20 protein-coding genes and 1 pseudogene are annotated in these 21,180 nt (G+C 70.2%); 9 read left to right on the plus strand and 12 right to left on the minus strand.

The window, feature by feature from the left end; all coding sequences use genetic code 11:
• Positions 1 to 42 precede the first annotated feature (42 nt).
• Entirely contained in the window at positions 43 to 744 is a 702-nt protein-coding gene (locus tag ACFVJQ_RS14005; RefSeq protein WP_385514888.1) for a type 1 glutamine amidotransferase domain-containing protein, read from the plus strand.
• Between the two features lie 29 nt (positions 745 to 773).
• Here ACFVJQ_RS14005 and ACFVJQ_RS14010 read toward each other — a convergent pair whose 3' ends face one another.
• Together ACFVJQ_RS14010 and ACFVJQ_RS14015 are read right to left on the minus strand one after the other, a co-directional pair.
• Positions 774 to 1,670, minus strand: coding sequence for an arginase family protein (locus ACFVJQ_RS14010; RefSeq protein WP_385514887.1), 897 nt, complete (start codon positions 1,668 to 1,670; stop codon positions 774 to 776).
• Positions 1,671 to 1,750: 80 nt separating this feature from the next.
• Positions 1,751 to 2,398, minus strand: coding sequence for a class I SAM-dependent methyltransferase (locus ACFVJQ_RS14015; RefSeq protein WP_385783628.1), 648 nt, complete (start codon positions 2,396 to 2,398; stop codon positions 1,751 to 1,753).
• Positions 2,399 to 2,537: 139 nt separating this feature from the next.
• Between ACFVJQ_RS14015 and ACFVJQ_RS14020 the strand changes: the two genes are divergently transcribed.
• Positions 2,538 to 2,993 carry a flavodoxin family protein gene (locus ACFVJQ_RS14020; RefSeq protein WP_385514885.1) on the plus strand — a complete coding sequence of 152 codons (456 nt, stop codon included), beginning with the start codon at positions 2,538 to 2,540 and terminating at the stop codon, positions 2,991 to 2,993.
• Positions 2,994 to 3,020: 27 nt separating this feature from the next.
• On the opposite strand, the gene ACFVJQ_RS14025 is transcribed toward ACFVJQ_RS14020, so the two are convergent.
• Positions 3,021 to 4,277 carry a hypothetical protein gene (locus ACFVJQ_RS14025; protein WP_385783632.1) on the minus strand — a complete coding sequence of 419 codons (1,257 nt, stop codon included), beginning with the start codon at positions 4,275 to 4,277 and terminating at the stop codon, positions 3,021 to 3,023.
• Positions 4,278 to 4,553: 276 nt separating this feature from the next.
• Between ACFVJQ_RS14025 and ACFVJQ_RS14030 the strand changes: the two genes are divergently transcribed.
• The gene (locus ACFVJQ_RS14030) at positions 4,554 to 5,081 is read left to right on the plus strand and encodes a hypothetical protein (protein ID WP_385514883.1); all 528 of its coding nucleotides are present in this window, start codon (positions 4,554 to 4,556) and stop codon (positions 5,079 to 5,081) included.
• A 265-nt stretch (positions 5,082 to 5,346) separates the two neighbouring features.
• Here the strand turns inward: ACFVJQ_RS14030 and ACFVJQ_RS14035 are convergent, their stop codons facing one another.
• From ACFVJQ_RS14035 to ACFVJQ_RS14045, 3 genes are all read right to left on the minus strand, one after another.
• The gene (locus ACFVJQ_RS14035) at positions 5,347 to 5,910 is read right to left on the minus strand and encodes a hemerythrin domain-containing protein (RefSeq protein WP_385514916.1); all 564 of its coding nucleotides are present in this window, start codon (positions 5,908 to 5,910) and stop codon (positions 5,347 to 5,349) included.
• A gap of 100 nt (positions 5,911 to 6,010) precedes the next feature.
• Positions 6,011 to 6,724, minus strand: coding sequence for a response regulator (locus ACFVJQ_RS14040; RefSeq protein ID WP_385783635.1), 714 nt, complete (start codon positions 6,722 to 6,724; stop codon positions 6,011 to 6,013).
• The gene (locus ACFVJQ_RS14045; RefSeq protein WP_385783638.1) at positions 6,721 to 8,370 is read right to left on the minus strand and encodes an ATP-binding protein; all 1,650 of its coding nucleotides are present in this window, start codon (positions 8,368 to 8,370) and stop codon (positions 6,721 to 6,723) included. Before ACFVJQ_RS14045 ends, ACFVJQ_RS14040 begins: the two co-directional genes overlap by 4 nt.
• A gap of 236 nt (positions 8,371 to 8,606) precedes the next feature.
• Here ACFVJQ_RS14045 and ACFVJQ_RS14050 point away from each other — a divergent pair, with 236 nt between their 5' ends.
• The 3 genes and pseudogenes from ACFVJQ_RS14050 to ACFVJQ_RS14060 all read left to right on the plus strand — a co-directional run bounded on the left by ACFVJQ_RS14050 (position 8,607) and on the right by ACFVJQ_RS14060 (position 11,754).
• Complete coding sequence (locus ACFVJQ_RS14050; RefSeq protein ID WP_385783824.1) at positions 8,607 to 9,590, plus strand: Bug family tripartite tricarboxylate transporter substrate binding protein; 984 nt, start codon at positions 8,607 to 8,609, stop codon at positions 9,588 to 9,590.
• A 143-nt stretch (positions 9,591 to 9,733) separates the two neighbouring features.
• Positions 9,734 to 10,262 (plus strand): annotated as a pseudogene (locus tag ACFVJQ_RS14055) (tripartite tricarboxylate transporter TctB family protein).
• Between the two features lies 1 nt (position 10,263).
• On the plus strand, positions 10,264 to 11,754 hold the full coding sequence (locus ACFVJQ_RS14060) for a tripartite tricarboxylate transporter permease (protein WP_385514880.1): 1,491 nt from the start codon (positions 10,264 to 10,266) through the stop codon (positions 11,752 to 11,754).
• A gap of 63 nt (positions 11,755 to 11,817) precedes the next feature.
• On the opposite strand, the gene ACFVJQ_RS14065 is transcribed toward ACFVJQ_RS14060, so the two are convergent.
• Both ACFVJQ_RS14065 and ACFVJQ_RS14070 read right to left on the minus strand, forming a co-directional pair.
• The gene (locus ACFVJQ_RS14065; RefSeq protein ID WP_385514879.1) at positions 11,818 to 12,861 is read right to left on the minus strand and encodes a YihY/virulence factor BrkB family protein; all 1,044 of its coding nucleotides are present in this window, start codon (positions 12,859 to 12,861) and stop codon (positions 11,818 to 11,820) included.
• A gap of 207 nt (positions 12,862 to 13,068) precedes the next feature.
• Positions 13,069 to 13,761, minus strand: coding sequence for a GAF and ANTAR domain-containing protein (locus ACFVJQ_RS14070; protein WP_385514878.1), 693 nt, complete (start codon positions 13,759 to 13,761; stop codon positions 13,069 to 13,071).
• 194 nt (positions 13,762 to 13,955) lie between these two features.
• Between ACFVJQ_RS14070 and ACFVJQ_RS14075 the strand changes: the two genes are divergently transcribed.
• Positions 13,956 to 15,032 carry a dihydrodipicolinate reductase gene (locus ACFVJQ_RS14075; RefSeq protein WP_385514877.1) on the plus strand — a complete coding sequence of 359 codons (1,077 nt, stop codon included), beginning with the start codon at positions 13,956 to 13,958 and terminating at the stop codon, positions 15,030 to 15,032.
• A 63-nt stretch (positions 15,033 to 15,095) separates the two neighbouring features.
• Positions 15,096 to 15,521: a carboxymuconolactone decarboxylase family protein gene (locus ACFVJQ_RS14080; RefSeq protein ID WP_385514914.1), complete on the plus strand. Its 426-nt coding sequence runs from the start codon at positions 15,096 to 15,098 to the stop codon at positions 15,519 to 15,521.
• A gap of 49 nt (positions 15,522 to 15,570) precedes the next feature.
• Here ACFVJQ_RS14080 and ACFVJQ_RS14085 read toward each other — a convergent pair whose 3' ends face one another.
• Entirely contained in the window at positions 15,571 to 17,220 is a 1,650-nt protein-coding gene (locus ACFVJQ_RS14085) for a GMC oxidoreductase (protein WP_385514876.1), read from the minus strand.
• A gap of 188 nt (positions 17,221 to 17,408) precedes the next feature.
• Here ACFVJQ_RS14085 and ACFVJQ_RS14090 point away from each other — a divergent pair, with 188 nt between their 5' ends.
• Entirely contained in the window at positions 17,409 to 18,626 is a 1,218-nt protein-coding gene (locus tag ACFVJQ_RS14090; protein ID WP_385783645.1) for an alginate lyase family protein, read from the plus strand.
• 10 nt (positions 18,627 to 18,636) lie between these two features.
• On the opposite strand, the gene ACFVJQ_RS14095 is transcribed toward ACFVJQ_RS14090, so the two are convergent.
• The 3 genes from ACFVJQ_RS14095 to ACFVJQ_RS14105 form a co-directional block, all read right to left on the minus strand.
• Positions 18,637 to 19,371, minus strand: coding sequence for a carbonic anhydrase (locus ACFVJQ_RS14095; protein ID WP_385783648.1), 735 nt, complete (start codon positions 19,369 to 19,371; stop codon positions 18,637 to 18,639).
• 50 nt (positions 19,372 to 19,421) lie between these two features.
• Positions 19,422 to 20,432, minus strand: coding sequence for a cytochrome P450 (locus tag ACFVJQ_RS14100; RefSeq protein WP_385514873.1), 1,011 nt, complete (start codon positions 20,430 to 20,432; stop codon positions 19,422 to 19,424).
• Positions 20,433 to 20,507: 75 nt separating this feature from the next.
• The gene (locus ACFVJQ_RS14105; RefSeq protein ID WP_385514872.1) at positions 20,508 to 20,915 is read right to left on the minus strand and encodes a RidA family protein; all 408 of its coding nucleotides are present in this window, start codon (positions 20,913 to 20,915) and stop codon (positions 20,508 to 20,510) included.
• Positions 20,916 to 21,180: the final 265 nt, after the last annotated feature.

A 21,180-nucleotide genomic window follows, 5' to 3' on the forward strand; every position in this document is an offset into this window, starting at 1 on the left:
TCTCGCGTGCAGCTGGAAGTTCTCTGATGGAACATGGTCCACATGTCGAAGATTCTGATGGTCATTTCGAGCGCGAACAGCATGCAGTTGGCCGACGGCTCCACCCACCCCACCGGTTACTGGGCGGAGGAGGTCGCCGCGTCCCACGAGGTGCTCACCGCCGCCGGTGCCGAGGTGGCGATCGCCACGCCGGGCGGTGTCCGGCCGACGGTCGACGCCCTCAGCCTGGACGAGCGCGGCGGTGTGGCGGAGGCCGACGCGCAGCGGTTCCGTGCCTACCTCGACGGCATCGCCGACCAGCTGTCCGCGCCGCTCTCCCTCGCCGAGGTACGGGCCGGCGACTACGACGCGATCTACATCCCCGGCGGCCACGCCCCGATGGCCGACCTTGCCACGGACGCCGACCTCGGCCGGCTGCTCGACGAGGCCGACGCCTCGGGCCGAACGGTGGCGGCCCTGTGCCACGGCGTGGCCGCGCTGCTCAGCGCCGGCCGGCCGGACGGCGGCTTCACCTTCGCCGGCCGCACCCTGACCTCCTTCACCGACGAGGAGGAGCGCCAGGGCGGTCTGGGCGACAACACGCCCTACTACGTGGAGAGCAGGCTGCGTGAGCGCGGTGCCGTGGTCGAGGCCGGCCCCGCATGGAGCAACACGGTGGTGCAGGACGGCAACCTGATCACCGGTCAGAACCCCCAGTCCAGCAAGGCCACGGCCGAGGCCGTGCTGAAGAACCTCGCCGACTGACCGCCGGGCCGCGCCCGCTCGGGCGCGGTTCAGCCCTGCACCGGCGTTCGGGCCGACAGCCCTCGGTTCAGGCACTGGGCCAGACGGGCCGCGATACTTCCGTCCGGATCCAGGCGGGGGTTGAAGATCGTGACATCGATTCCGGTGGCCCGTTCGTCGGCCAGGGCCGTGTGCAGTACTTCCTCCAGCTCCGCCCAGCTCAGCCCGCCGGGCAGCCGGTAGTCGACGGCAGGCATGACCGCGTCGTCCAGGACGTCGACGTCGAGGTGGATCCAGTAGCCGGGGCCCGGAACGCCGGTGAGCCGGTCGACGGCCTCGCGAGCGGCCGTGGCAGCGCCCGCCGCACGCACGCCGTCGAAGTCGATCGCGTACAGCGAGGGCGGCAGTGGCTGCATCCCGAACACGGCGGCCTCGGCGGCATCACGGAACCCGAAGACGACGACGTCCTCGTCCCGCACCAGCGGTCCTCGGCCCTCGAGGTCGGCGAGCGGCCGTGGCCCGCGGCCCGTGGCCAGGGCGAGGTCCATCGAGGCCGCCTCGCCCACCGGTTCCGCTTCCGGCTGGTAGAAGTCGCTGTGGCCGTCGAGGAACAGCAGCCCGTGGCGTCCGCGCCGCTTGAGGGCGAGGAGCGCACCGAGCAGGATGCTGCAGTCGCCGCCGAGGACGACGGGGAAGCGACCGGTGTCGAGAACGCCGGCGACCGCGTCGGCGAGCCGGACGGAGTACTCCGCGATTCCGGCACTGTTCAGGACCCCCGTGTCGGGATCCCGCCCGGGGGCGTAGGCCGGCGGTTCGATCCGGCCGGCCCGCACCGCCCCGGGCCGGTCCAGCAGACCGGCATCGAGCAGTGCCGCCGGCAGCTCCTGCACGCCGGTGGGTCGCAGTCCCAGCACGGACGGCGCCTCGATGATTGCCAGTTCCTGCACGTCACAGCCCCTTCGCCGATGGGCGGCGGCTCCACAGTCCATCGTCCCGCAGAACGCGGCCCAGGCCCAGCCGACCCGGGTCAGCCGGCCGCCCCGTCCCGTCGGCAGTACAGGAACAACTGGGGCTCCGGTACGGCATCGGGGTGAGCGGGAGTGAACAGCGCCTCGTCCTGCCGGAGCACCCTCAGGCCCGCCGCGCTCACCATCGCGGTGAAGTCCTCCGCGGCGAAGCTGGTCACCCGTACCGGCTGCCCCATGAAAACCGCCTCGACGTCCTCCACATCGAGCGGCACCGTGGCGAGGACCATGTGACCGCCGGGCCGCAGCGCCCGCGCCAGCCGGCGGACGAGGGCGGACTGCTCGTCGCGGGACATCTGCAGCAGTGCGAAGTACACGCAGATCGCGTCGAACGAGCCGTCCGCAAGCCGCTCCTCGCGGATGTCGGCGCACCGGAAGGAGGCGCCGGGCACCTGCCGGGCCGCGAGGCCGACCATCACGGGGGAGCAGTCGATCCCGAGCACGTCATGACCCGCCCCGGCGAGTGTCTGCGCAGTGGGCCGCCCCGTCCCGCTGCCGACGTCCAGCACCCGGCTCCCCGGCTCCAGCCGCCCGAGCAGCCACGCCAGCGACGCCCGGTGCGGCTCGGACCCCGCGAACGCCTGCTCGTACGCCGCCCCGATCGCGTCGAACACGGCTGCCGCGCGCGGCCGGTGGTCCCCGTCGGTCACGATGCTTCCCTTCGTCACGGGTGTGGCCGGTGCCGCGCATCGTTCCACCCATGACCTGTGGTGACAACGGGGGTTACGGCCGTCCCGGCGCCGTGCGCGGCTTGCGGCCGTACCCGGGGTCACGGCAGGGTTCGGTGGCGTGACCACCTTGCTGATCGTGCATCACACGCCGTCGCCCAACTGCCAGGCGATGCTCGAGGCCGTCATCTCCGGTGCGACGACCCCGGAGATCGAGAACGTCCGGGTCGAGCGACGGGCGGCACTGTCCGCCACGGCGTCCGACGTGCTGTCCGCCGACGGGTATCTGCTGGGTACACCGGCGAACCTCGGCTACATGTCCGGCGCCCTCAAACACTTCTTCGACCAGGTCTACTACCCCTGCCTCGACGAGACACGGGGAAGGCCCTTCGGCTACTACGTGCACGGCGGCAGCGATGTCACCGGAGCGGTGCGCGGCATCGAGTCGATCACGACCGGCCTGGGCTGGCGGCGTACCGCCGACGCGGTGACCGTGACGGGAGAGCCGGACCGGGCCGGCATCCAGGCGTGCTGGGAACTGGGGGCGACGGTGGCCGCCGGACTCATGGAGCCGTGACGATCGGCCACCCGTCCGCCTCCTCGGTCATTCCGTGCCCCGACTCGCCTCGGCCACCGGTCGTGGCGCCGGGTACCGGTCCGCCACCTGCACCATCAACAGCAGGAGCAGCGCGGCGAGCGAGGCCAGCGACGCGCACGCCGCGGTGAGGCCGGCGCTCCAGGGCGGAGCCAGTGTGATGTGCAGGGCCCGGGACAGCCCGGCCGAGTGGATCCTGCCCTCGAGCAGCCCGGCCGCCGCCAGCGTCGCAGGCAGGGCCACACCCGCCATCAGCATCGGCACCGTGGCCCGAAGAGCCAGCAGGACGGCCAGCACCACGCACGCGCCGGACGCCCCGAGTGTGGCGACGTAGATGCTGGAGGTCGTGCCCTGACGGTGCAGCGGGAAGCACGCGGCGCCGCACACGACGAGGGCTGCAGCGGCCAGCCAACTCGGCCAGAAGACAGGTCTCTTGGGCGGGGCAGGGGGACGGTGGCGCCGGATTCGGACGGTTCGCCTTCCGCGAAGCCCGAGGGTGAGTCTGCTGTCCGCCGCCGGGAACACGTTGGGGGCGGGCGCGAGGGCGGCGCTCGCCATCGCCTCCTGTGCGGCGGACCCGGATATCTGCTCCGGCTGAACCCCGTACGGTTCCCGCACCTGTTGCCGGGCCAGCCGCCCGATGAGCTCCACGAGTTCCTCGACCGGCCGGCCCGTGGCGGCCGCCCGCACCGCTGCCTGTCCGCAGTGCGGCCCCAACGGCGTCTGGTGCAGCAACGCCATCAGACGTGTGACGTCCTCAACGCACCGGCCCTCGACCGCCGCGCGGATGGTTTCGTCCGCGCTGTCGGCCTCACGTGGCGGCCGGGTCAGTTCGGCGACCAGCCGGGCGACGTCGTCCACCGAGCGGGTCACCGCGACGGCCCTCAGGACGGCGACGACCGTCTGTGCGTACTCGGGTGACTCCTCCATCAGCGTGACGAGCCGGACGACTTCCTCCAGCGGCCGAGCGCTGACGGCGGCATGGACGAGGTCGAGGACCGGATCGCCGTACGAGCCTCCGCCCGCAGCGCCCTCCTCGGCCCGGGGTGCCGTGGGGAGTTGGGGAGTGCTGTCGTCGGAGTGTCCCGTGGGACAGGCGGACCCGGTGTTCTCCTCGGGTCCTGGGCCGATCGCCGGGGCCGGGCCGACGGCCGAGGCCAGGTCGATCGCCGGGGTGGTCCCGGACAGCGGTTCCGCCGAGGGGATGGCCTGGGTGAAGGCTATGGCGGGCTGATTCGACTGGGATGGTGAAGAGCGGGTGGTCATCCTGGGCTCCATGGGAGAGGTGCGGCCGCTCCTGCGCTGCCGAAGCGCGACGCGCGTTGTACCGTCCCATTCCTATGGCCCCGTCGGCCGCCTCGCCACCTGGGTGCAGCGACCGTGTGATGTCCCGGTGGGGGAGTTCGGTTGTCCTGCATGCCGGACCGGATCTGTGGCCGAGGCCACGCCGCAGATGAGATCCGGGCCATGTGGTGCCGGCCCGGCCGCGGGCTACCGTTTGCACACCCCCTGCTTCCCGCAAACACCTCGGACGGCCCGGCAGTGCTCGTAGACCTCTCCCCGCTCATCGCGGCGACCACCCAGTGGCTGACGCGCGCCTACCCGGCGTCCGGCGGTGCCCTCGCCTCCGCCCTGTGCGAGGTGCAGGCACGGCAGGCCGTGACGGTCGCGGCGCGGCTGCGGTATCCGACGCAGATGGACGCCGCGCTGGTCGGGATGGCCGGGCCCGGAGGCTCGGCGCGACTCGACTGGATCACCGGCGCGGACTCGGACGGGGGACAGGACCCGGAGGGTGAGGCCTGGCGGACCTGGGTGGACGAGGTCGTGGCGAGCTGGGCGGCCTGCCTGCTCACGGACGCCGAGCTGGCCGGCCTTGCGGTGACCGCGCTCGCCGACGGCGGACACACCGGGGGCACACCGGTCGAGTTCCGGCGCCTGATCGCGCCCGACGAGCAGGACCGGCAGGCCGCTGCCCTGCTCCGACACCCCGACCTGCTCGCACCCGTGGCCGAGCTCCACCAGACCCTCCTTCTGGACCGCCTGGGGCCGGGACAGGCACTCACCGCCTGAGGCCGACGTGGCGGTGATGCCGGGGATGGGCGTCTGGGGCCGGCCCTGAGAAGACGCAGGCGCTCTGCGCTGAGGCTGACCTGGCCGGTCCGCCGTACAGGGGAAGGCCGCGCCAGGCGCTCGGCGTCCGGCCCGGCCGTGCGGTGACACAGGCGCTCAGCCCGGGAGGCCGCCCCCGGCCGGTACGCCTGCGGGACCGCCGGGGCAGGCGCTCGGCGGCCGAGGCCCACCCCGTGTGACGACGCGTGTGAGGCGACCCGCGTCGTCAGTCCGGCTTGCCGCGTCCCGTCAGTGTGTCGCGCAGCCGGTCGACCAGTCCGGTACCCGGCGCCAGCAGCTTGTTCAGCGGAGGCGTGTCCGGGGCCGACGGATGCGGACGGGTCGGCGCCAGCATCTTCGCCTGGCGGACCTTGTCGCCCAGGTCGTCGAGTGCCTGCGGCGGACACGCGGCGCGCAGCTTGGGGAACAGGTTCTGTTCCTCGTCCGCCACGTGCGCGCGGATCTCACTCATCAGCAGGCCGATGAGGCGGTTGAACTCCGGATCGTCCGCCTCGCAGCTCTCCAGGTCCTTCATCAGCTGTTCGGCCCTGGAGTGGTCCTCGATCTCCTTGTCGGCCAGGGCGTTCCCGTCCGGTACGTGTTCCCGGACCGCGGGGTAGAGATACGCCTCCTCGGCCACCGAGTGCCGTACCAGCTCCATCGTGACCTGGTCGGCGTGGAGCTTGCGGTCCTTGTCACCGGGCGGCAGCCCCTCGATCCGGCCGAAGAGCTCCTCCACCTCCCGGTGATCGGTCACCAGCTCGTCGATGACGTTTCCCTCATGTGGCATGTCCATCGCCTCCAGCGTGGCTTCGGCGGTTCCGGATGACTCCCGCCACGCCTCCGAGTGCCCTGCACCCCAGGGGACCAACCTGCTCGGGTCCGGCGCCTCACGCCCGCCAGCTGTACCGCCGCTCCGGCCGCCCTGCCACCCCGTACCGCAGCGACACCTCGGCGTTGCCGGTCGTGTGGAAGTACTCCAGATAACGGCGTGCGCTCACCCGGGAGACGCCGGTCAGGGAGGCGCACTCGGTGGCCGAGAGCGTGCCGTCGGCGGAGCGCAGGGCGCGTTCGACCAGGTCGGCGGTCTCGACGCTCATCCCCTTGGGCAGCGCACCGCCGGCCGGCGCCGGTGCGCTCGCCCCGGCCAGGACCCGGTCCACATCGGCCTGACCGCGTACGACGGTGGCCAGCAGGCGCCCGCGCTGGGCGACGTAGCGCTCCAGGCGGGCCCGCAGGTCCTCGAACTCGAAGGGCTTGAGGAGGTAGTCGACCACGCCGTGCCGTACGGCGCCGCGCACCGTGTCCGCCTCCCGCGCGGCGCTGATGATCATGACGTCGCAGTCGTGGCCGGCGGTGCGCAGCCGTGGGATGACGTCCAGGCCGAAGACGTCCGGCAGGTACAGGTCGAGCAGCACGAGGTCGGGGCGCAGTTCGTCGACGGCGTCGATGGCCTGCTCGCCGTTGCTGGCGACGCCGACGACCCGGAACTGCGGGACCCGTTCGACGAAGGTGCGATGGACCCGGGCCACCATGAAGTCGTCGTCGACGACGAGGACGTCGATCGCGTCCCCCGTACCGGACGGTTCCGTCGTGCTGGTCATCGGCCCGCTCCTTCCGCCACCGCGTCGGTGAGGTGGCTGACGGTCATGCGTGCGGTGAACAGGGCACCGTCGGGGGTGTTGGTCACCGAGATCTCGCCGCCGTGCCGCTCGCAGACCAGCCGGGTCAGCGCCAGGCCGATGCCGCGTTCGCCCTTCTGGGCGGCCTTGGTGGTGAAACCGTGCGAGAACACCTCCCGTGCGAGGTCGGGCGCAACACCGGGTCCGGAGTCCCGTACCGCGATCTCGACGGTGGAGGCGTCCTGCCGCAGTTCGACCTCGACCCAGGCCCCCCGGTCACCGCCGTCGCCCGCCGCGGCCGCGTCCACGGCGTTGTCGACGAGATTGCCGACCACCGTGGCCACATCGGCGGCGTCCTCCGGGGCGAGCCGGCCGAGTGCTGTGTCGTCCGAGATCCGCAGGCGGACCTTGCGTTCGGCGGCCTGCGAGGACTTGGCCATGAGCAGGGCGGCCACGGCCGTGTCGCGTACGCGGCGGCTGAGCGTGACGTCCAGCGACTGGCGGCGCTGGTGCAGCGCGCGGATGTAGCGCACCACCTCGTCCTGTTCCCCGATCTGGATCAGCCCGGAGATGGTGTGCAGCTGGTTGGCGAACTCGTGCGCCTGCGCGCGCAGCAACTCCGAGGAACTGCGGAAGGAGCCGATCTCCCGCTCCAGCCGGGCCAGTTCGGTGCGGTCCCGCAGCGTGGTGACCGAGCCGAGGAGCCGGCCGTCCTTGGTCACCGTCATCCGGTTCATCACCAGGACCCGGTCGTGCCGGATGACGACCTCGTCGCGCTTGTCGGCCGGGCCCTCCCGGTCTCCGGCCAGCACGTCCCGCAGCCGCCCCTCGATGCCCAGGTCGGCCAGGCTCCGGCCCACGCAGTCCTCGGGCAGGCCGAGCAGGCGCCGGCCCATCTCGTTCACCAGGGTGAGCCGGTGCTGCGGGTCCAGGGCGACGACGCCCTCGGCGATCCCGTACAGCATCGCCTCACGATGCTCGGCCAGCCCGGTGATCTCGCGCGGCTCCAGGCCGAGGGTCTGCCGTTTGACCCGCCGGGCCAGCAACAGGGACCCGGCCAGACCGAGACCGCTGGCGACGCCCAGGTAGGCGAGCAGATAGGAGGAGGCACCGCTGAGCCGCTGCCACACCGTCGGAGAGGCCTCGCCGATCATCACCGTGCCCAGCTGCCGCCCGAGGTTCTCCCGCGCGGCCCCGAGCACGGGCACCTGCGCCACGAGTTCCCGTACGCCGTCCACCTCCAGCTCCCCCGACCAGCCGCGCCCCGCGATGGCGCCCTCGCCCAGCGGCAGCGCGTCGCCGATCACGGTGGGATTCGTGGAGCTGACGATCCGGCCGTCCGCGTCGGCCACCGTCACCGAGGTCACCCCGGACTGGGACTGCGTGGAGTTGACCAGTGGCGCCAGGGCCTCCCGCGGCAGCGGCGCCACGAGCTGGCTGCGCACCAGGGGATTGGCGGCCACCTGCTCGGCCAGCGCGCTCACCCGGCGGCCCTCGACCCGGTTGAAGGTCGCCTCCGACTGGGCGAGCGAGACCGCGGCGACCGCCAGCAGCACCACCACGACGATGGCGAGCTGAAGCACCAGCATCTCGCCTGCAAGGGTCTGGCGACGGAAGGTGGCGACCACGACGACTCGATCTCTGACAGCGGAGGGCTCACGGACGGGGCTGCCTCATCATGGCGTCCACCTGCGCCGGAGAAAAGAGATCGGTCGGCAGCCCGCGCGCTGACACAAAGACCAAAACCTCCGTTGGTTCCGGAAGCGAGACAGGCAGTCGACACGCAGGCACCATGTGGCCCACATCACCCTCCCCCACAGGGCCTTCCCGAACCGCATCCACGAACCGACAGGTGGTGGCACCAGTGCGCCTGCGCACCCCCCTCGCCCTGCTCGGGGCCGCCGTACTCCTGCTCCTGGGGCCGCCCCTGCTGAGCACCGGCAGCGGCGCCGAGACCGGCACACAGATCCCGGGACTGCGCTTCATGGTCCCCAACACCCCCGGCGGCGGCTACGACATCACGGCCCGCACGGCCGCGAAGAACGCCGAGGACGCCGGTCTCACACCCAACGTCGAGGTGTTCAACCTGCCCGGCGCCGGCGGCACCGTCGGCCTGACCCGCCTGGTGAGCGAGCACGGCAACGGCAAGCTCGCGATGTCGATGGGGCTCGGCGTCGTCGGCGCCGTCCGCTCCAACCACGCGCCCAAGACCCTCGCCGACACCACCCCGATCGCCCGGCTCACCGAGGAGCAGGACGTCGTCGTGGTCGCCAAGGACTCCCCGTACAAGACGATCGACGACCTCGTCGACGCCTGGAAGGCCGACCCCGGCAAGCTCCCCGTCGGTGGCGGATCCTCGCCGGGCGGGCCCGACCATCTCGCGCCGATGCTGATGGCGCGGGCCGCCGGCATCGCCCCGAAGGAGGTCAACTACATCCCCTTCGACGGCGGCGGTGAACTGCTCGCCTCGATCCTCGGCAACAAGGTCGCCTTCGGTGTCTCCGGCGTCGGCGAGTACCTCGACCAGATCAGGGCGGGGGAGCTGCGGCTGCTCGCGGTCACCGGCCCCGAGCGCGTCGACGGCCTCGACGCGCCCACACTCCAGGAGGCGGGCTACGACGTGAACTTCACCAACTGGCGCGGCATCGTCGCGCCGCCCGGTCTCTCCGACGCCGAGCGCGACAAGCTCGTCCGACTGATCGAGGAACTCCACGACTCACCCGAGTGGCGGAAGTCCCTGAAGCAGAACGGCTGGGACGACGCATTCCTGCTCGGCGAGGAGTTCGGCGACTTCCTCGCGGAGCAGGACCAGCGTGTTCGTTCGGTACTGAAGGAGCTGGGGCTTTGACTCCTCCCCCATGCCACCACGGGGGATTCCTGGCTCACGCTGCTCAATCGCTCAGCGAGCGGCCGAGTCTTACGCGATCAACACCAGCCGGGTTGAGACCAGCCCGGATTGTGACTTCAGACTTTGGGACTTGATATGCGCGCTTGGTTCTCGCTACGCACTCGGCGACTTTATCACCGGTCACGTGGGCGCGGGCCCACTTCCGAACTCGGCGTCAGCGTTGCGCTGCTGACGCTCGGCGTGCTCGTCCTGACCGACGCCCTCACCATGGACGTCGACATCGCCCAGCGCGGACCCGTCGGACCGAAGACCGTACCGATCGTCGTGGGCGCCGGACTGCTGCTCATCGCCGCCCTGCTCGCCGTGGACGTCCTGCGCGGCGGCCGCGGCCAGGCCGAGACCGGCGAGGACATCGACCTGTCCGAACCCGCCGACTGGCGCACCGTGCTGCTGCTCGCCGGAGTCTTCCTGGGCGCCGCCGTCCTGATCGAACCCCTCGGCTTCCCCATCGCGGGCGCCCTCCTCTTCTGGGGAGCCGCCTTCGCGCTCGGCAGCCGCCACACCGACCGTGACCCGCTCATCGCGGCCGGCCTCTCCCTCGTCACCTACGTCCTGTTCAACAACCTGCTCGGAGTGCCGCTGCCCGGCGGCCCCCTGATGGGAGTGCTCTGAGATGAACGCCCTCAACTCCCTGCTGGACGGCTTCGGTACGGCACTGACCCCGCTCAACCTCCTCTGGGCCGCCCTCGGCGTGCTCCTCGGCACCGCGATCGGCGTACTGCCCGGCATCGGCCCGGCCATGGCGGTGGCGCTGCTGCTGCCGGTGACGTACGGGCTGGACCCCATCGGTGCCTTCATCATGTTCGCGGGCATCTACTACGGCGCCATGTTCGGCGGTTCGACGACGTCGATCCTGCTCAACACCCCCGGAGAGAGCGCCGCCGTGGTCGCCGCCATGGAAGGCAACCCGATGGCCAAGGCAGGGCGCGGCGCACAGGCGCTGGCGGCCGCCGCCATCGGCCACTTCGCCGGCGGCATGGTCGGCACCATCCTGCTGGTAGCGCTCGCCCCCACGGTCGCCGAACTCGCCGTCGACATCGGCGCCCCCGACTACTTCGCCATCATGGTCCTCGCCTTCATCGCGGTGACCTCCGTGCTCGGCTCGTCCCGCATCCGCGGGCTCGCCTCTCTGCTGATCGGCCTCACCCTCGGCCTGGTCGGTCTGGACCAGATGACCGGGCAGCAGCGGCTCACTTTCGGATCGCTCCAACTCGCCGACGGCATCGACGTCGTGATCGTCGCGGTCGGCCTGTTCGCCATCGGTGAGGCCCTGTGGGTCGCCGCCCACCTGCGGCGCAGGCCCGGTGAGGCGATCCCGGTCGGCCGCCCCTGGCTGGGACGGGGCGATGTGCAGCGGACCTGGAAGTCCTGGCTGCGCGGTCCGTTCATCGGCTTCCCCTTCGGGGCCGTCCCGGCGGGCGGCGCGGAGATTCCCACTTTCCTGTCGTACGTCACGGAGAAGCGCCTGTCGAAGCACAAGGACGAGTGGGGCAAGGGCGCGATCGAGGGCGTCGCCGGACCGGAGTCCGCCGCATCGGCCTCGGCGGCGGGCACGCTGGTGTCGATGCTGACGCTGGGCCTGCCCACCACCGCGGTCGCGGCGGTCATGCTCGCCGCGTTCCAGCAGTACGGCATCCAGCCCGGACCGCTGCTGTTCGAACGCGAACCCGAGCTGGTGTGGGGCCTGATCGCCTCCCTGTTCGTCGGCATGGTGCTGCTGCTCGCCCTGAACCTGCCGCTCGCGCCGGTCTGGGCGAAACTGCTGCGCATTCCGCGGCCGTACCTCTACGCGGGGATCCTGTTCTTCGCCGCGGTCGGCGCCTACGCGGTGGGCGGCGAGGTCGTCGACCTGGTGATCCTGCTGGTCATCGGCCTGATCGGGTTCGGTATGCGCCGCTACGGCCTTCCCGTGCTGCCCGCCGTCATCGGGGTCATCCTCGGCCCGAACGCCGAGCAGCAGCTCCGCCGCGCCCTGCAGATCAGCGACGGCAACGTGTCCGGCCTGGTCGACACGCCGTTCGCGGTGACGGTGTACGCGGTGGTCGTCGTACTGCTGGCCTGGCCGCTGCTGAAGCGCTTCGTGCGCCGTCCGGGCACGTCCTGAGGCACGCTGGGGGCCGCGCGGATGCGCCGCGCGGCCCCGGGCTCCGCCGAAAGGCACGGCCGGTCATGTGTCGTCCGCCCGGCGCCGGTCCGCCTCGTCCCAGGCGCGGGTGTCGCGTGGCTCGATGTAGGGCTCGGCGTCGGGCGGGTGCCCGCCGACGATGGCCCGCTGGCGTGCGATCTCGGCATCGAACTCCAGGCCCAGCAGGATCGCCAGATTGGAGATCCACAGCCAGATCAGGAAGACGATGACGCCGGCCATGGTCCCGTACGTCTTGTTGTACGAGCCGAAGTTGGCGACGTAGAACGCGAAGCCGGCGGAGGCGATCAGCCAGATCACGAGGGCGAGGAAGCTGCCCGGGGTGATCCACCGCCAGCCCTTGATCCTGGCGTTGGGGCTCGCCCGGTACAGGATCGCGATCATGAACGTGACCAGGAGGACCAGCACGGGCCACTTGGCGATCGACCACACCGTCAAGGCGGTGTCCCCGATGCCGATGATGTCGCCGGCCCGGCGGGCCAGGCCGCCGGTGAAGACCACGATCAGCGAGCTGATCATGGCCAGCACCATCAGGACGACGGTCAGTGTCACGCGGATGGGCAGGACCTTCCATGCCGGACGTCCCTCGGGAATGTCGTAGACGGCGTTCGCGGCGCGCATGAAAGCCGCCACATAGCCCGACGCGGACCACACCGCCAGCACCAGGCCGACGACGGCCACGATGGTGCCGGTGCCGGCGGTGTTCTGCAGTTGTTCCACGGCCCGGACGATGATGTCCCGGGCCGGCCCCGGCGCCAGCTGCCGGACGTTGTCCAGCACCTTGTCCGTGACCGACGGACCGGCGATGCCCAGCAGTGACACCAGCACCAGCAGCGCCGGGAACAGCGACAGCACGCCGTAGTAGGTCAGGGCCGCCGAGCGGTCGGTCAGCTCGTCGTCCTTGAACTCCCGCAGGCTGCCCTTCAGCACCGCACCCCACGACCGCTTCGGCAGGTGCGTCGGCGCATCCGGTGCCGTCCGGTCCACCTCCGGCCCCGGTCCGGCCTCCTCCGGCGCCGGACTCCGGTCGCCGTGATTCTTTCGCCCAGGAAGATGGAGCTTCGTCATGCGGGCCGAGTAACCCTCGGTGCCGGATTTCAGTCGGCCGTCACATGGGCCGCGGACAGTGACGGCCGATGACGAGCCGTGGCGTCGGCGCGCCGGGCGGTGCCGTGGCTCTGGTCCGAACCACGACACCTCACGAAGCCGATTCCGCGGCGCCGGCTTCGTGTTCCCTCCGCGTACCCCCGATGAAAGGTCGCTGATCGGGCTGGGTCAGCTTTCCGGGACGGCCTTGGCGCGGATGGTCTGGGCCACGTCGCGGAGCTTGACGTTGTGCGTCTGGGAGATGCGGCGCAGCACGTCGAAGGCCTCTTCCTCGCTGAGGTGATGGCGCTCCCGCAGGATGCCCATCGCCTCGCCGATCGCATGACGGGTGTCCAGGGCGTGCTCCAGCTGGTCCACCGTGCGGGCACTGGCCAGGGCGACGGCGGCATGGGAGGCGAGCAGCCAGCCGGCCGTCTCGCTCTCCGGACCGAAGGCTCCCGGGCGGGAGGAGTAGAAGTTCAGGGCGCCGAAGTCCTCCTCCTGCGTGTAGAGCAGGAAGCCGAGCATGCTGCCCACGCCCAGCTCCTGGGCGGCCGGTGCGAAACGCGGCCAGTGCGGCTGCGGTTTCGTCATGTCGGTGATGCGGAACAACCGCTCGCCGTCGGTACGCCGGGCGGCGTCGAAACAGGGGCCCTCACCCAGTTCGCCCTGCAGCCGGTCGGACTCCTTCCCCATGTCCCCGTACGAGGAGAGGGTCACCGCGCGCCCCTTGCGCAGGGTGAGGACACCCGCCGCCTCGCACCCCTCGATCAGCTCGACGGCACTCGAGGCGATCTCGTCCAGCGTGTCCTGCGTGGAGTTCTGAGCCAGCAGGTGCCGGGCGAGCCCCGCCATCTGTTCGGCGAACTCACGCCACTCCATCGCCCACCGTCCGCTCCTCGTACCTTCGCTGCGGAAGGAGGCCGAAGGTCGATCGTCCGGACCGGCCGCCGGAACCCGACTGCTCACGCCGACCAGAGCGCCGACCCGGCCGCCCTCAGCCTACCGCTCGGCCGCGGCCCTGGAATCCGTGCACGACTCTGGGAACCTTTGCGCCGTCTCGTTACCCTCCGCCCATGATTTCCACGGTTGTGTGGGGTACGGGGAATGTCGGCCGTGCGGCCATCCGCGCGGTCGACGCGCATCCGGCGCTGGATCTTGCGGCCGTGCTGGTGGCCGACCCCGCCAAGGTCGGCCGGGACGCGGGCGATCTGGGCGGGCTGGGCCGCTGCCTGGGGGTGCCGGCGACCGATGACGTGACCTCGGTTCTCGCGGCCCGGCCACGCGCCGTGGTGTACGCGGCGTCGGGTGACCTACGGCCGGACGGGGCGCTGGCGGACATCGGTCGAGCCGTTCGGGCCGGGGCGGTGGTCGTCACCGCGTCGGTGTACGGGATGTACGACGTGCGGGGCGCCCCGCCCGAGATCAGGGACCCACTGCTGGAGGCCGTCTCGGCCGGCGGCGGGTCGCTGTTCGTGTCCGGGGTGGACCCCGGCTGGGCGAACGACACGTTGCCCCTGCTGATCAGCGGACTCGGCTCGCGCATCGACGCGGTCCGCTGCCAGGAGATCTTCGACTACTCCACTTACGAACAAGAGGAATCCGTGCGGAACTTGGTGGGCATGGGCCGCCCGATGGACTACCAGCCGCTCATGCTCGCCGAGAGCGTGCCGACGATGGTGTGGGGCGGGCAGATCCGCATGATGGCCAGGGCGCTCGGCGTCGAACTCGACGAGATGCGCGAGACGCTGGAGCGGCGGGCGCTCGAGACCACCGTCACCACCTCGACGATGGGGGAGTTCGAGGCCGGTACCCAGGGCGCGGTGCGCTTCGAGGTACAGGGCATCGTCGACGGCCGGCCCCGTCTCGTCATCGAACACGTCACACGTATCCACCCGTCCTGCGCCCCGGACTGGCCCGCACCCCCCGAGGGCGGTGCGGGAGCACACCGGGTGATCATCGAGGGCCGCCCCCGCATCGAGGTCACCGTCACGGCGACCGACGAGGGCGAGAACCGGTCGGCGGGCGGCAACGCCACCGCCGTCGGCCGGCTGGTGAACGCCATCGACTGGCTCACCGAGGCCAAGCCCGGCCTCTATGACGCGCTCGACGTCCCGCTGCGCCCGGCAGCCGGCCGACTGGGAAGGACCTGAGCGGTGACCCTGCGCATCGACATCCCCGACGGAGCTGACCCCATCCCGTACGTGTGGGGCGAGATGGTCCCCGAAATCGGCACGGCCGCATCGAACTTCTCGCTGGCCGTGTACGCCCACACGACCCTGGGCCTGAGCGAGTTCGAGGCTGCGCGGCTGCGTATCGCGCAGATCAACGGCTGCGCCTTCTGCCTGGACTGGCGCACCGAGCGGGACGGACGGAAGGTCGGCGAGGACTTCGCCGACGCCGTCGCCTCCTGGCGCACCACGGACGCCTTCGACGAACGGACCCGGCTGGCCGCCGAGTACGCCGAACGCTACGCCCTGGACCACCACCACCTCGACGAGGAGTTCTGGAGCCGGATGACGGCGCACTACAGCCAGGCCGAGATCGTGGAGTTGAGCATGAGCATCGGGTCGTGGCTGGCGTTCGGCCGACTCAACCACGTGCTCGGTCTCGACACGGTCTGCGTTCTGCCCCGGCCGTGAGGCGAGCCGAGGCCACGCGGGGACCTCGGCCCGCCGGAGGCCGGGACGATCACAGATCAGCGGCGATGATCTCTTCGATGTTCCGTTCGGCGAGCGCTGTGATGGTGACGAAGGGATTCACGCTCGTGTTGCCGGGGATCAGCGAACCGTCGATGACGTAGAGACCCGAATGGCCGTGCAGACGGCCGTAGTTGTCCGTCGCCTTGCTGAGCACCGCACCGCCCAGAGGGTGGTACGTGAGGTGGTCGCCCCAGATCTTGTACGCGCCGAAGAGATCGGTCCGGTAGATCGTCCCCTCTTTGGCGTTGATCCGGTCGAATATGGACTTGGCCATGTCGATGGACGGCTGTTTCCAGGCCGTCTGCCAGTTCAGTTCCGCTTTCCCGCTCGCCGCGTTCCAGGAGAACCGGGCGCGGTGCGGGTTCTTGGTGATCGACAGATAGAACGAGGCGTAGGTCTCGATTCCCGTGGGCAGCGGGGCGACTTCCGCGAATGCTCCGCCCGAGGCCCAGTTGTCGATTCCGGCGGTGGGAATGGCGGACTGCAGGGCGCCGGTCGGATCCCACATGTGGTTGGCGCGCCCGCACATGACGTTGCCGTTGTCGCCCCAGCCCTCGCCGACCTCGCCGTTCAGCCCGGGCAGCGCACCGGTTGCCTTCAGCCGGACCAGCAGTTTGCTGGTTCCCACGCTGCCGGCGGCGAAGAACACGCGGTCCGCGGTCACCGTCTTCGTCGCCGTGACGGCGCCGGCGGTGTCGAGTTGTTCGATGCCGACCAGGTAGCCGCCGGTGGCCGCGGGAGTGACCGTCGTGACGCGGTGGAGGGGCGAGACGGTGACCTTTCCCGTGGCTCTGGCCCGGGCGAGATAGGTCTTCTGCAGGGTTTTCTTCCCGTGGTTGTTGCCGTACAGGATCTCTCCGGCCAGCGCCGACCTGGGGACCGTACCGGCGGCCTCCTGTTTCATGTACTCCCAGTCGTACACGTCCGGCACGAAGAGGAACGGGAAACCGGAACGTTCGGCGTGCTTTCGGCCGACACGGGCGTACTGGTAGCACGCGGCGGTCTCGAACCACGCCGGGTCGATGGTGCTGACGCCGAGGCCGGTGTTGGCGCGCGGGTAGTACACGTCGTACATCTCGTCGGCGTCGACCGAGGGCAGGACGGCACCGAAGTTCTCCCGTTTCGGCGTGACGGCCATGCCGCCGTTGACCAGTGATCCGCCGCCTACACCGCGTCCCTGATAGACGATGATCCCGCCCATGTCCTCGGCGTCCAGGATTCCGGTGTAGCGGGGTACGTCCTTGTCGAGCGGATAGCCCAGGAAGTTGCTCAGGGGTTGTCTGGTGCGGGTGCGCAGCCAGAAGGACCGGTAGTCGGGGCTGGTCGTGTTGGCGAAGATCTTGCCGTCCGGGCCCGGGGTGTCCCAGGCCATTCCCATCTCGACGATGTGGACGTCGACGCCCGCCTGGGCGAGTCGCAGTGCGGCGACCGAGCCGCCGTATCCGCTGCCGATCACCAGGGCGGGAACGCGGGCATCCGGTTCGATGACGGCGCCGCTGCTTCGGGACGCCGCCGAGGCGGGAGTCGGAGTGTTGCTCCTCCCGATCGCAGCCGCACCAAGAATAGAACCGGTTCCAACGATGAATCGACGGCGGGAACTCCCTCTGTAATGGCCTCTGTTCTGGAGGTCAGCGCTCATGCAGCACTCCTCTGCTTCGAGTGGTCGAAGCGGGTTTTACTGCCACTTGCGCGATAAGTCACGACACACCCGGAGGTAACTTGCCCTCCTTCTCCACCCCTTGACGAAGGCTTGGTCCGTACCTATGGTCTCGGCCAGCGCGCGTGTTCAGTCCCCCACCTGTCGTTCACATAGAAGAACGGACTCACATGTCACACGCCCCCGTCCGACACCGCCTTCGGTCCCGTGCATCCCTCCTCACCCTGGGAGCCGCCACCGCCGCTCTCGTGGCGGGACTGTTCACCTGGCCCGGCGCACCCCACGCCGACGCCGCTCCGGCCACCTTCGTCCACCCCGGAGTGACCGTCTCCCGGAGCCAGTTGGACTTCACCCGAAACAAGGTCAACTCCGGCGCCCAGCCCTGGAAGGGCGCCTTCGACCGGATGGCGGCGAGCAAGTACGCCGACCTGAACCGCACACCAAAACCCCGCGCGATCGTCGAGTGCGGCTCGTACTCCAACCCCAACAACGGCTGCACCGACGAGCGCGAGGACGCGATCGCCGCCTACACCCACGCGCTCGCCTGGTACATCACCCGCGACGAACGGCACGCGAAGAAGGCCATCGAGCTGATGGACGCCTGGTCGGCCGTGATCCAGGACCACACCAACAGCAACGCACCCCTGCAGACCGGCTGGGCCGGCTCCTCCTGGCCGAAGGCCGCCGAGATCATCAAGTACACGTACACCGGCACATGGGCCAACTCCGGCCGCTTCGCCACCATGCTCCGGAACGTCTACCTGCCCGAGGTCATCAACGGCTCCAACTCCAACGGGAACTGGGAACTGTCGATGATGGAGGCTGCGATCGGCATCTCCGTCTTCCTCGAGGACAAGGCGTCGTACGACAAGGCGATGGCGAAGTTCCGCACCCGTACGGCCGCCTACGTCTACCTCTCCTCCGACGGGGAACTGCCGAAGACCGTCCCCAGCCAGAACCTCAACACCCGCGAGAAGATCGTCAACTACTGGCAGGGCCAGTCCACCTTCGTCACCGGTCTCACCCAGGAGACCTGCCGGGACTTCACGCACGCGGGCTACGGCATCTCCGCGATCTCACACGTCGCCGAGACCAGCCGGATCCAGGGCCAGGACCTGTACGGCACCGACGTCGGCGAACGGCTGCGGCACGCGCTCGGCTTCCAGGCCAAGTACGAGCTGGGCGCGGCCGTCCCGGCCTGGCTGTGCGGCGGTTCCCTGCACCTCGGGCTCGGCCCGGTGACCGAGGTCGGCTACAACGCGATGCACAACCGGCTCGGCCACGCCATGACCAACACCCAGGCGCTGACCGAGCGAAACCGCCCGGCCGGCAGCAACAACCTGTTCGTGGCCTGGGAGACGCTCACACACGGCGACAACCCCAACTGAAGCGGTCAGGTCAGGTGATGTGCACCACCTGGCTGGTCAGCTCGTAACGGGCACCGACGATGGCGAGTTGGCCGGCCCTCACCTTGGCGGCGAGGTCGGGCTCGGCCGCCAGCCGCGAACGGACGAGCCGTACGTTCGCGTCGATCGCCGCGTCGACGCGGGCGTCGCCCTCCTTGGTGTGGTCTATGGCCGGTGCTATCTGGTCGGCGAGGTACTGGATGTGGGCGGGCAGCGGCTCCCCGGACTCGTCGGCGTCCACGGCGGCCCGCACGGCACCGCACGACTGGTGCCCGAGCACCAGGACCAGCGGTATCCCCAGTTCGAGCACCCCGTACGCGACGCTGCCGAGCACGGCCTCGTCCAGCACCTCACCGGCCGTGCGCACGGTGAGCAGATCCCCCAGCCCCTGGTCGAAGACCAGCTCCGGAGGAACGCGGGAATCGACACACCCGAGTACCACCGCGAAGGGATGTTGACCCGACGTCAGCGCCTGACGGACGGCAGGCGTCTCGTCCGGGTGCTGCTCACGATAGGTGCGCCACCGCACATTGCCCGCCGCCAGCTCCCGCAGGGCCTGGCCGGGAGTACTGGGACGCGGTCGCGCGGGCGAGGATGTGGCGGACGCGGGCGAGGCGACGGCGAAGCCTGCACCGAGGGCGGCGGCACCGGTCAGTGCGGTGCGCAGGAGAGCGCGGCGGGCGGGAGTCACCGCGGCGGCTCTTTGAGGAGTGGAATCGGAGTTCACGATGCAGAACGTATGCCCGAGTCCGGCGCCCGCTCGTTCAGGCTACTGAATCATGAACCGGCATGGAGATTTCTTGGCCGCGGGTTGGTCTGTGTTTGGTGGGGTGCAGGGATTGTCTTGTGACTCGGACGATCGGAGCCTGCTGCCCCGGGCGCCGATGCACAGGGCTGACCGGACATGACGAAGCCCGGGTGTTGCCGCGTCAAGCGGGCAGCAACACCCGGCTGTGGTGCGAAGCCGTTCCTGCCAGGCCCCAGGGAGCGCGGCGTCCCGGCGGGACAGATCTGGCTTCCACTCAGCTGCTGCCCGGTCTCCTCGTCCCGTGCGCTCAACAGCAGGGAGAGCATGTCCCCGGAGTCGTGTCCGGATGCCTGCAGTTCGGCCACCGCCCGACCGATGGTTGCCCGTACGGCATCGCGTGCCTCGGTGAAGCGGCGGTTGAACGGCAGCGGCAGTCGCTCGACCCGGTCGGGCAGCATGATGCGCGCGCCGACGCCGTTCATCACCACGGACAGGTCCTGGCGCAGCCGACGGAACGTCTGCTCGTCCAGGCTGCCCGAGAAGACGGTCTTGGCGAGCATGTCGAGCGAGAGCTTGACCATCGCCTCGCGCACATCGAGGGTTTGGCCCGGCGTCCAGGTGTCGACGGCGGTGGTCGTCTCGCCGCGCATGATGTCGACGTAGCGGGCGATCTCGGGACGGGCGGAGGCCGGCTGCAGCTGCCGCCGTTTGTGAACGTGTTCCTGCCCGGCGGCGGTGACCACGGAGTCGCCCAGCAGTTGGCCCATCTTCTCGAAGAAGCGGCCCTTGTCGAGGCCGGGTCCGAGGTCGACGAGCATGGTGCGGATGAGCTCGGGATCCTGCACGATCAGCGTGCGGGTTCCTGGCTGGAGGGTGATCTCGGCGAGCGGGCCGTAGTTCTCGCGGAGCGAGGCGATGAAGGCGAGATTGTCGCGCATGAGCTGTACCGCATGGCCCAGCAGCGGCAACGATCCTGCCGCTTTGGGTATGGGGGGAGGCGCTACGAGTGTCACGGGTCGGGCTCCCTTCGAAATGATCATGGGCGCCCGTATCACTTCCCTGATCACTACCCTGCGCACTCCAACATCAGCGCGTGTCCTCCGCCACGCGGCCGCTCAGTCGATGACCGCGGTCGCTTCGACCTCGACCAAATGGTCGGGTACGTCCAGTGCTGCCACGCCCAGCAGCGTGCCCGGGGGGACCGGGGTGACTCCCAGCTTCGCGGCCGCCCGTGCGACCCCTTCCAGGAACAGGGGCATCTTGTCGGGGGTCCAGTCGACGACGTAGACGGTCAACTTCGCCACGTCGTCGAAGGAAGCACCGATCTCGGCCAGGGCGGTGCCGATGTTGAGGTAGCACTGTTCGACCTGAACGGCGAGGTCACCTTCGCCGACCGTGACCCCGTCGGCGTCCCAGGCGACCTGCCCGGCGATGAAGACCAGCTTCGAGCCGGTCGCGATCGACACCTGCCGGTAGGCATCGATCTCGGGCAGTCCGCTGGGGTTCACCAGGGTGATGGCCATGCTGTCTGCCTCCTTGTCATGAGAGCCCGTGGGCTCGCTTCCACCGATCCAGGAAGCATGTGCTCTCTTGTGGTTACTCAGGAACCGTAGGAGAGTTGCCGCTGACATGGAAGAACGCACTTTTCAGTGACTGGGAACCGAATGGTGACCGAGCAGGCAGCAGGGCCGCGGTGGCCGGAGGGGTGGGAGAGCTTGATGGGGTGCCGGTGCGGTCGGGTGGGGATGAAGAATTCCTCATCCGGCGTTCATCCTGCCCGTCCGGTGC

Origin of the sequence: Streptomyces sp. NPDC127197 (genome assembly GCF_042672405.1) — a bacterium.
GTDB lineage: Bacteria > Actinomycetota > Actinomycetes > Streptomycetales > Streptomycetaceae > Streptomyces > Streptomyces flavusporus.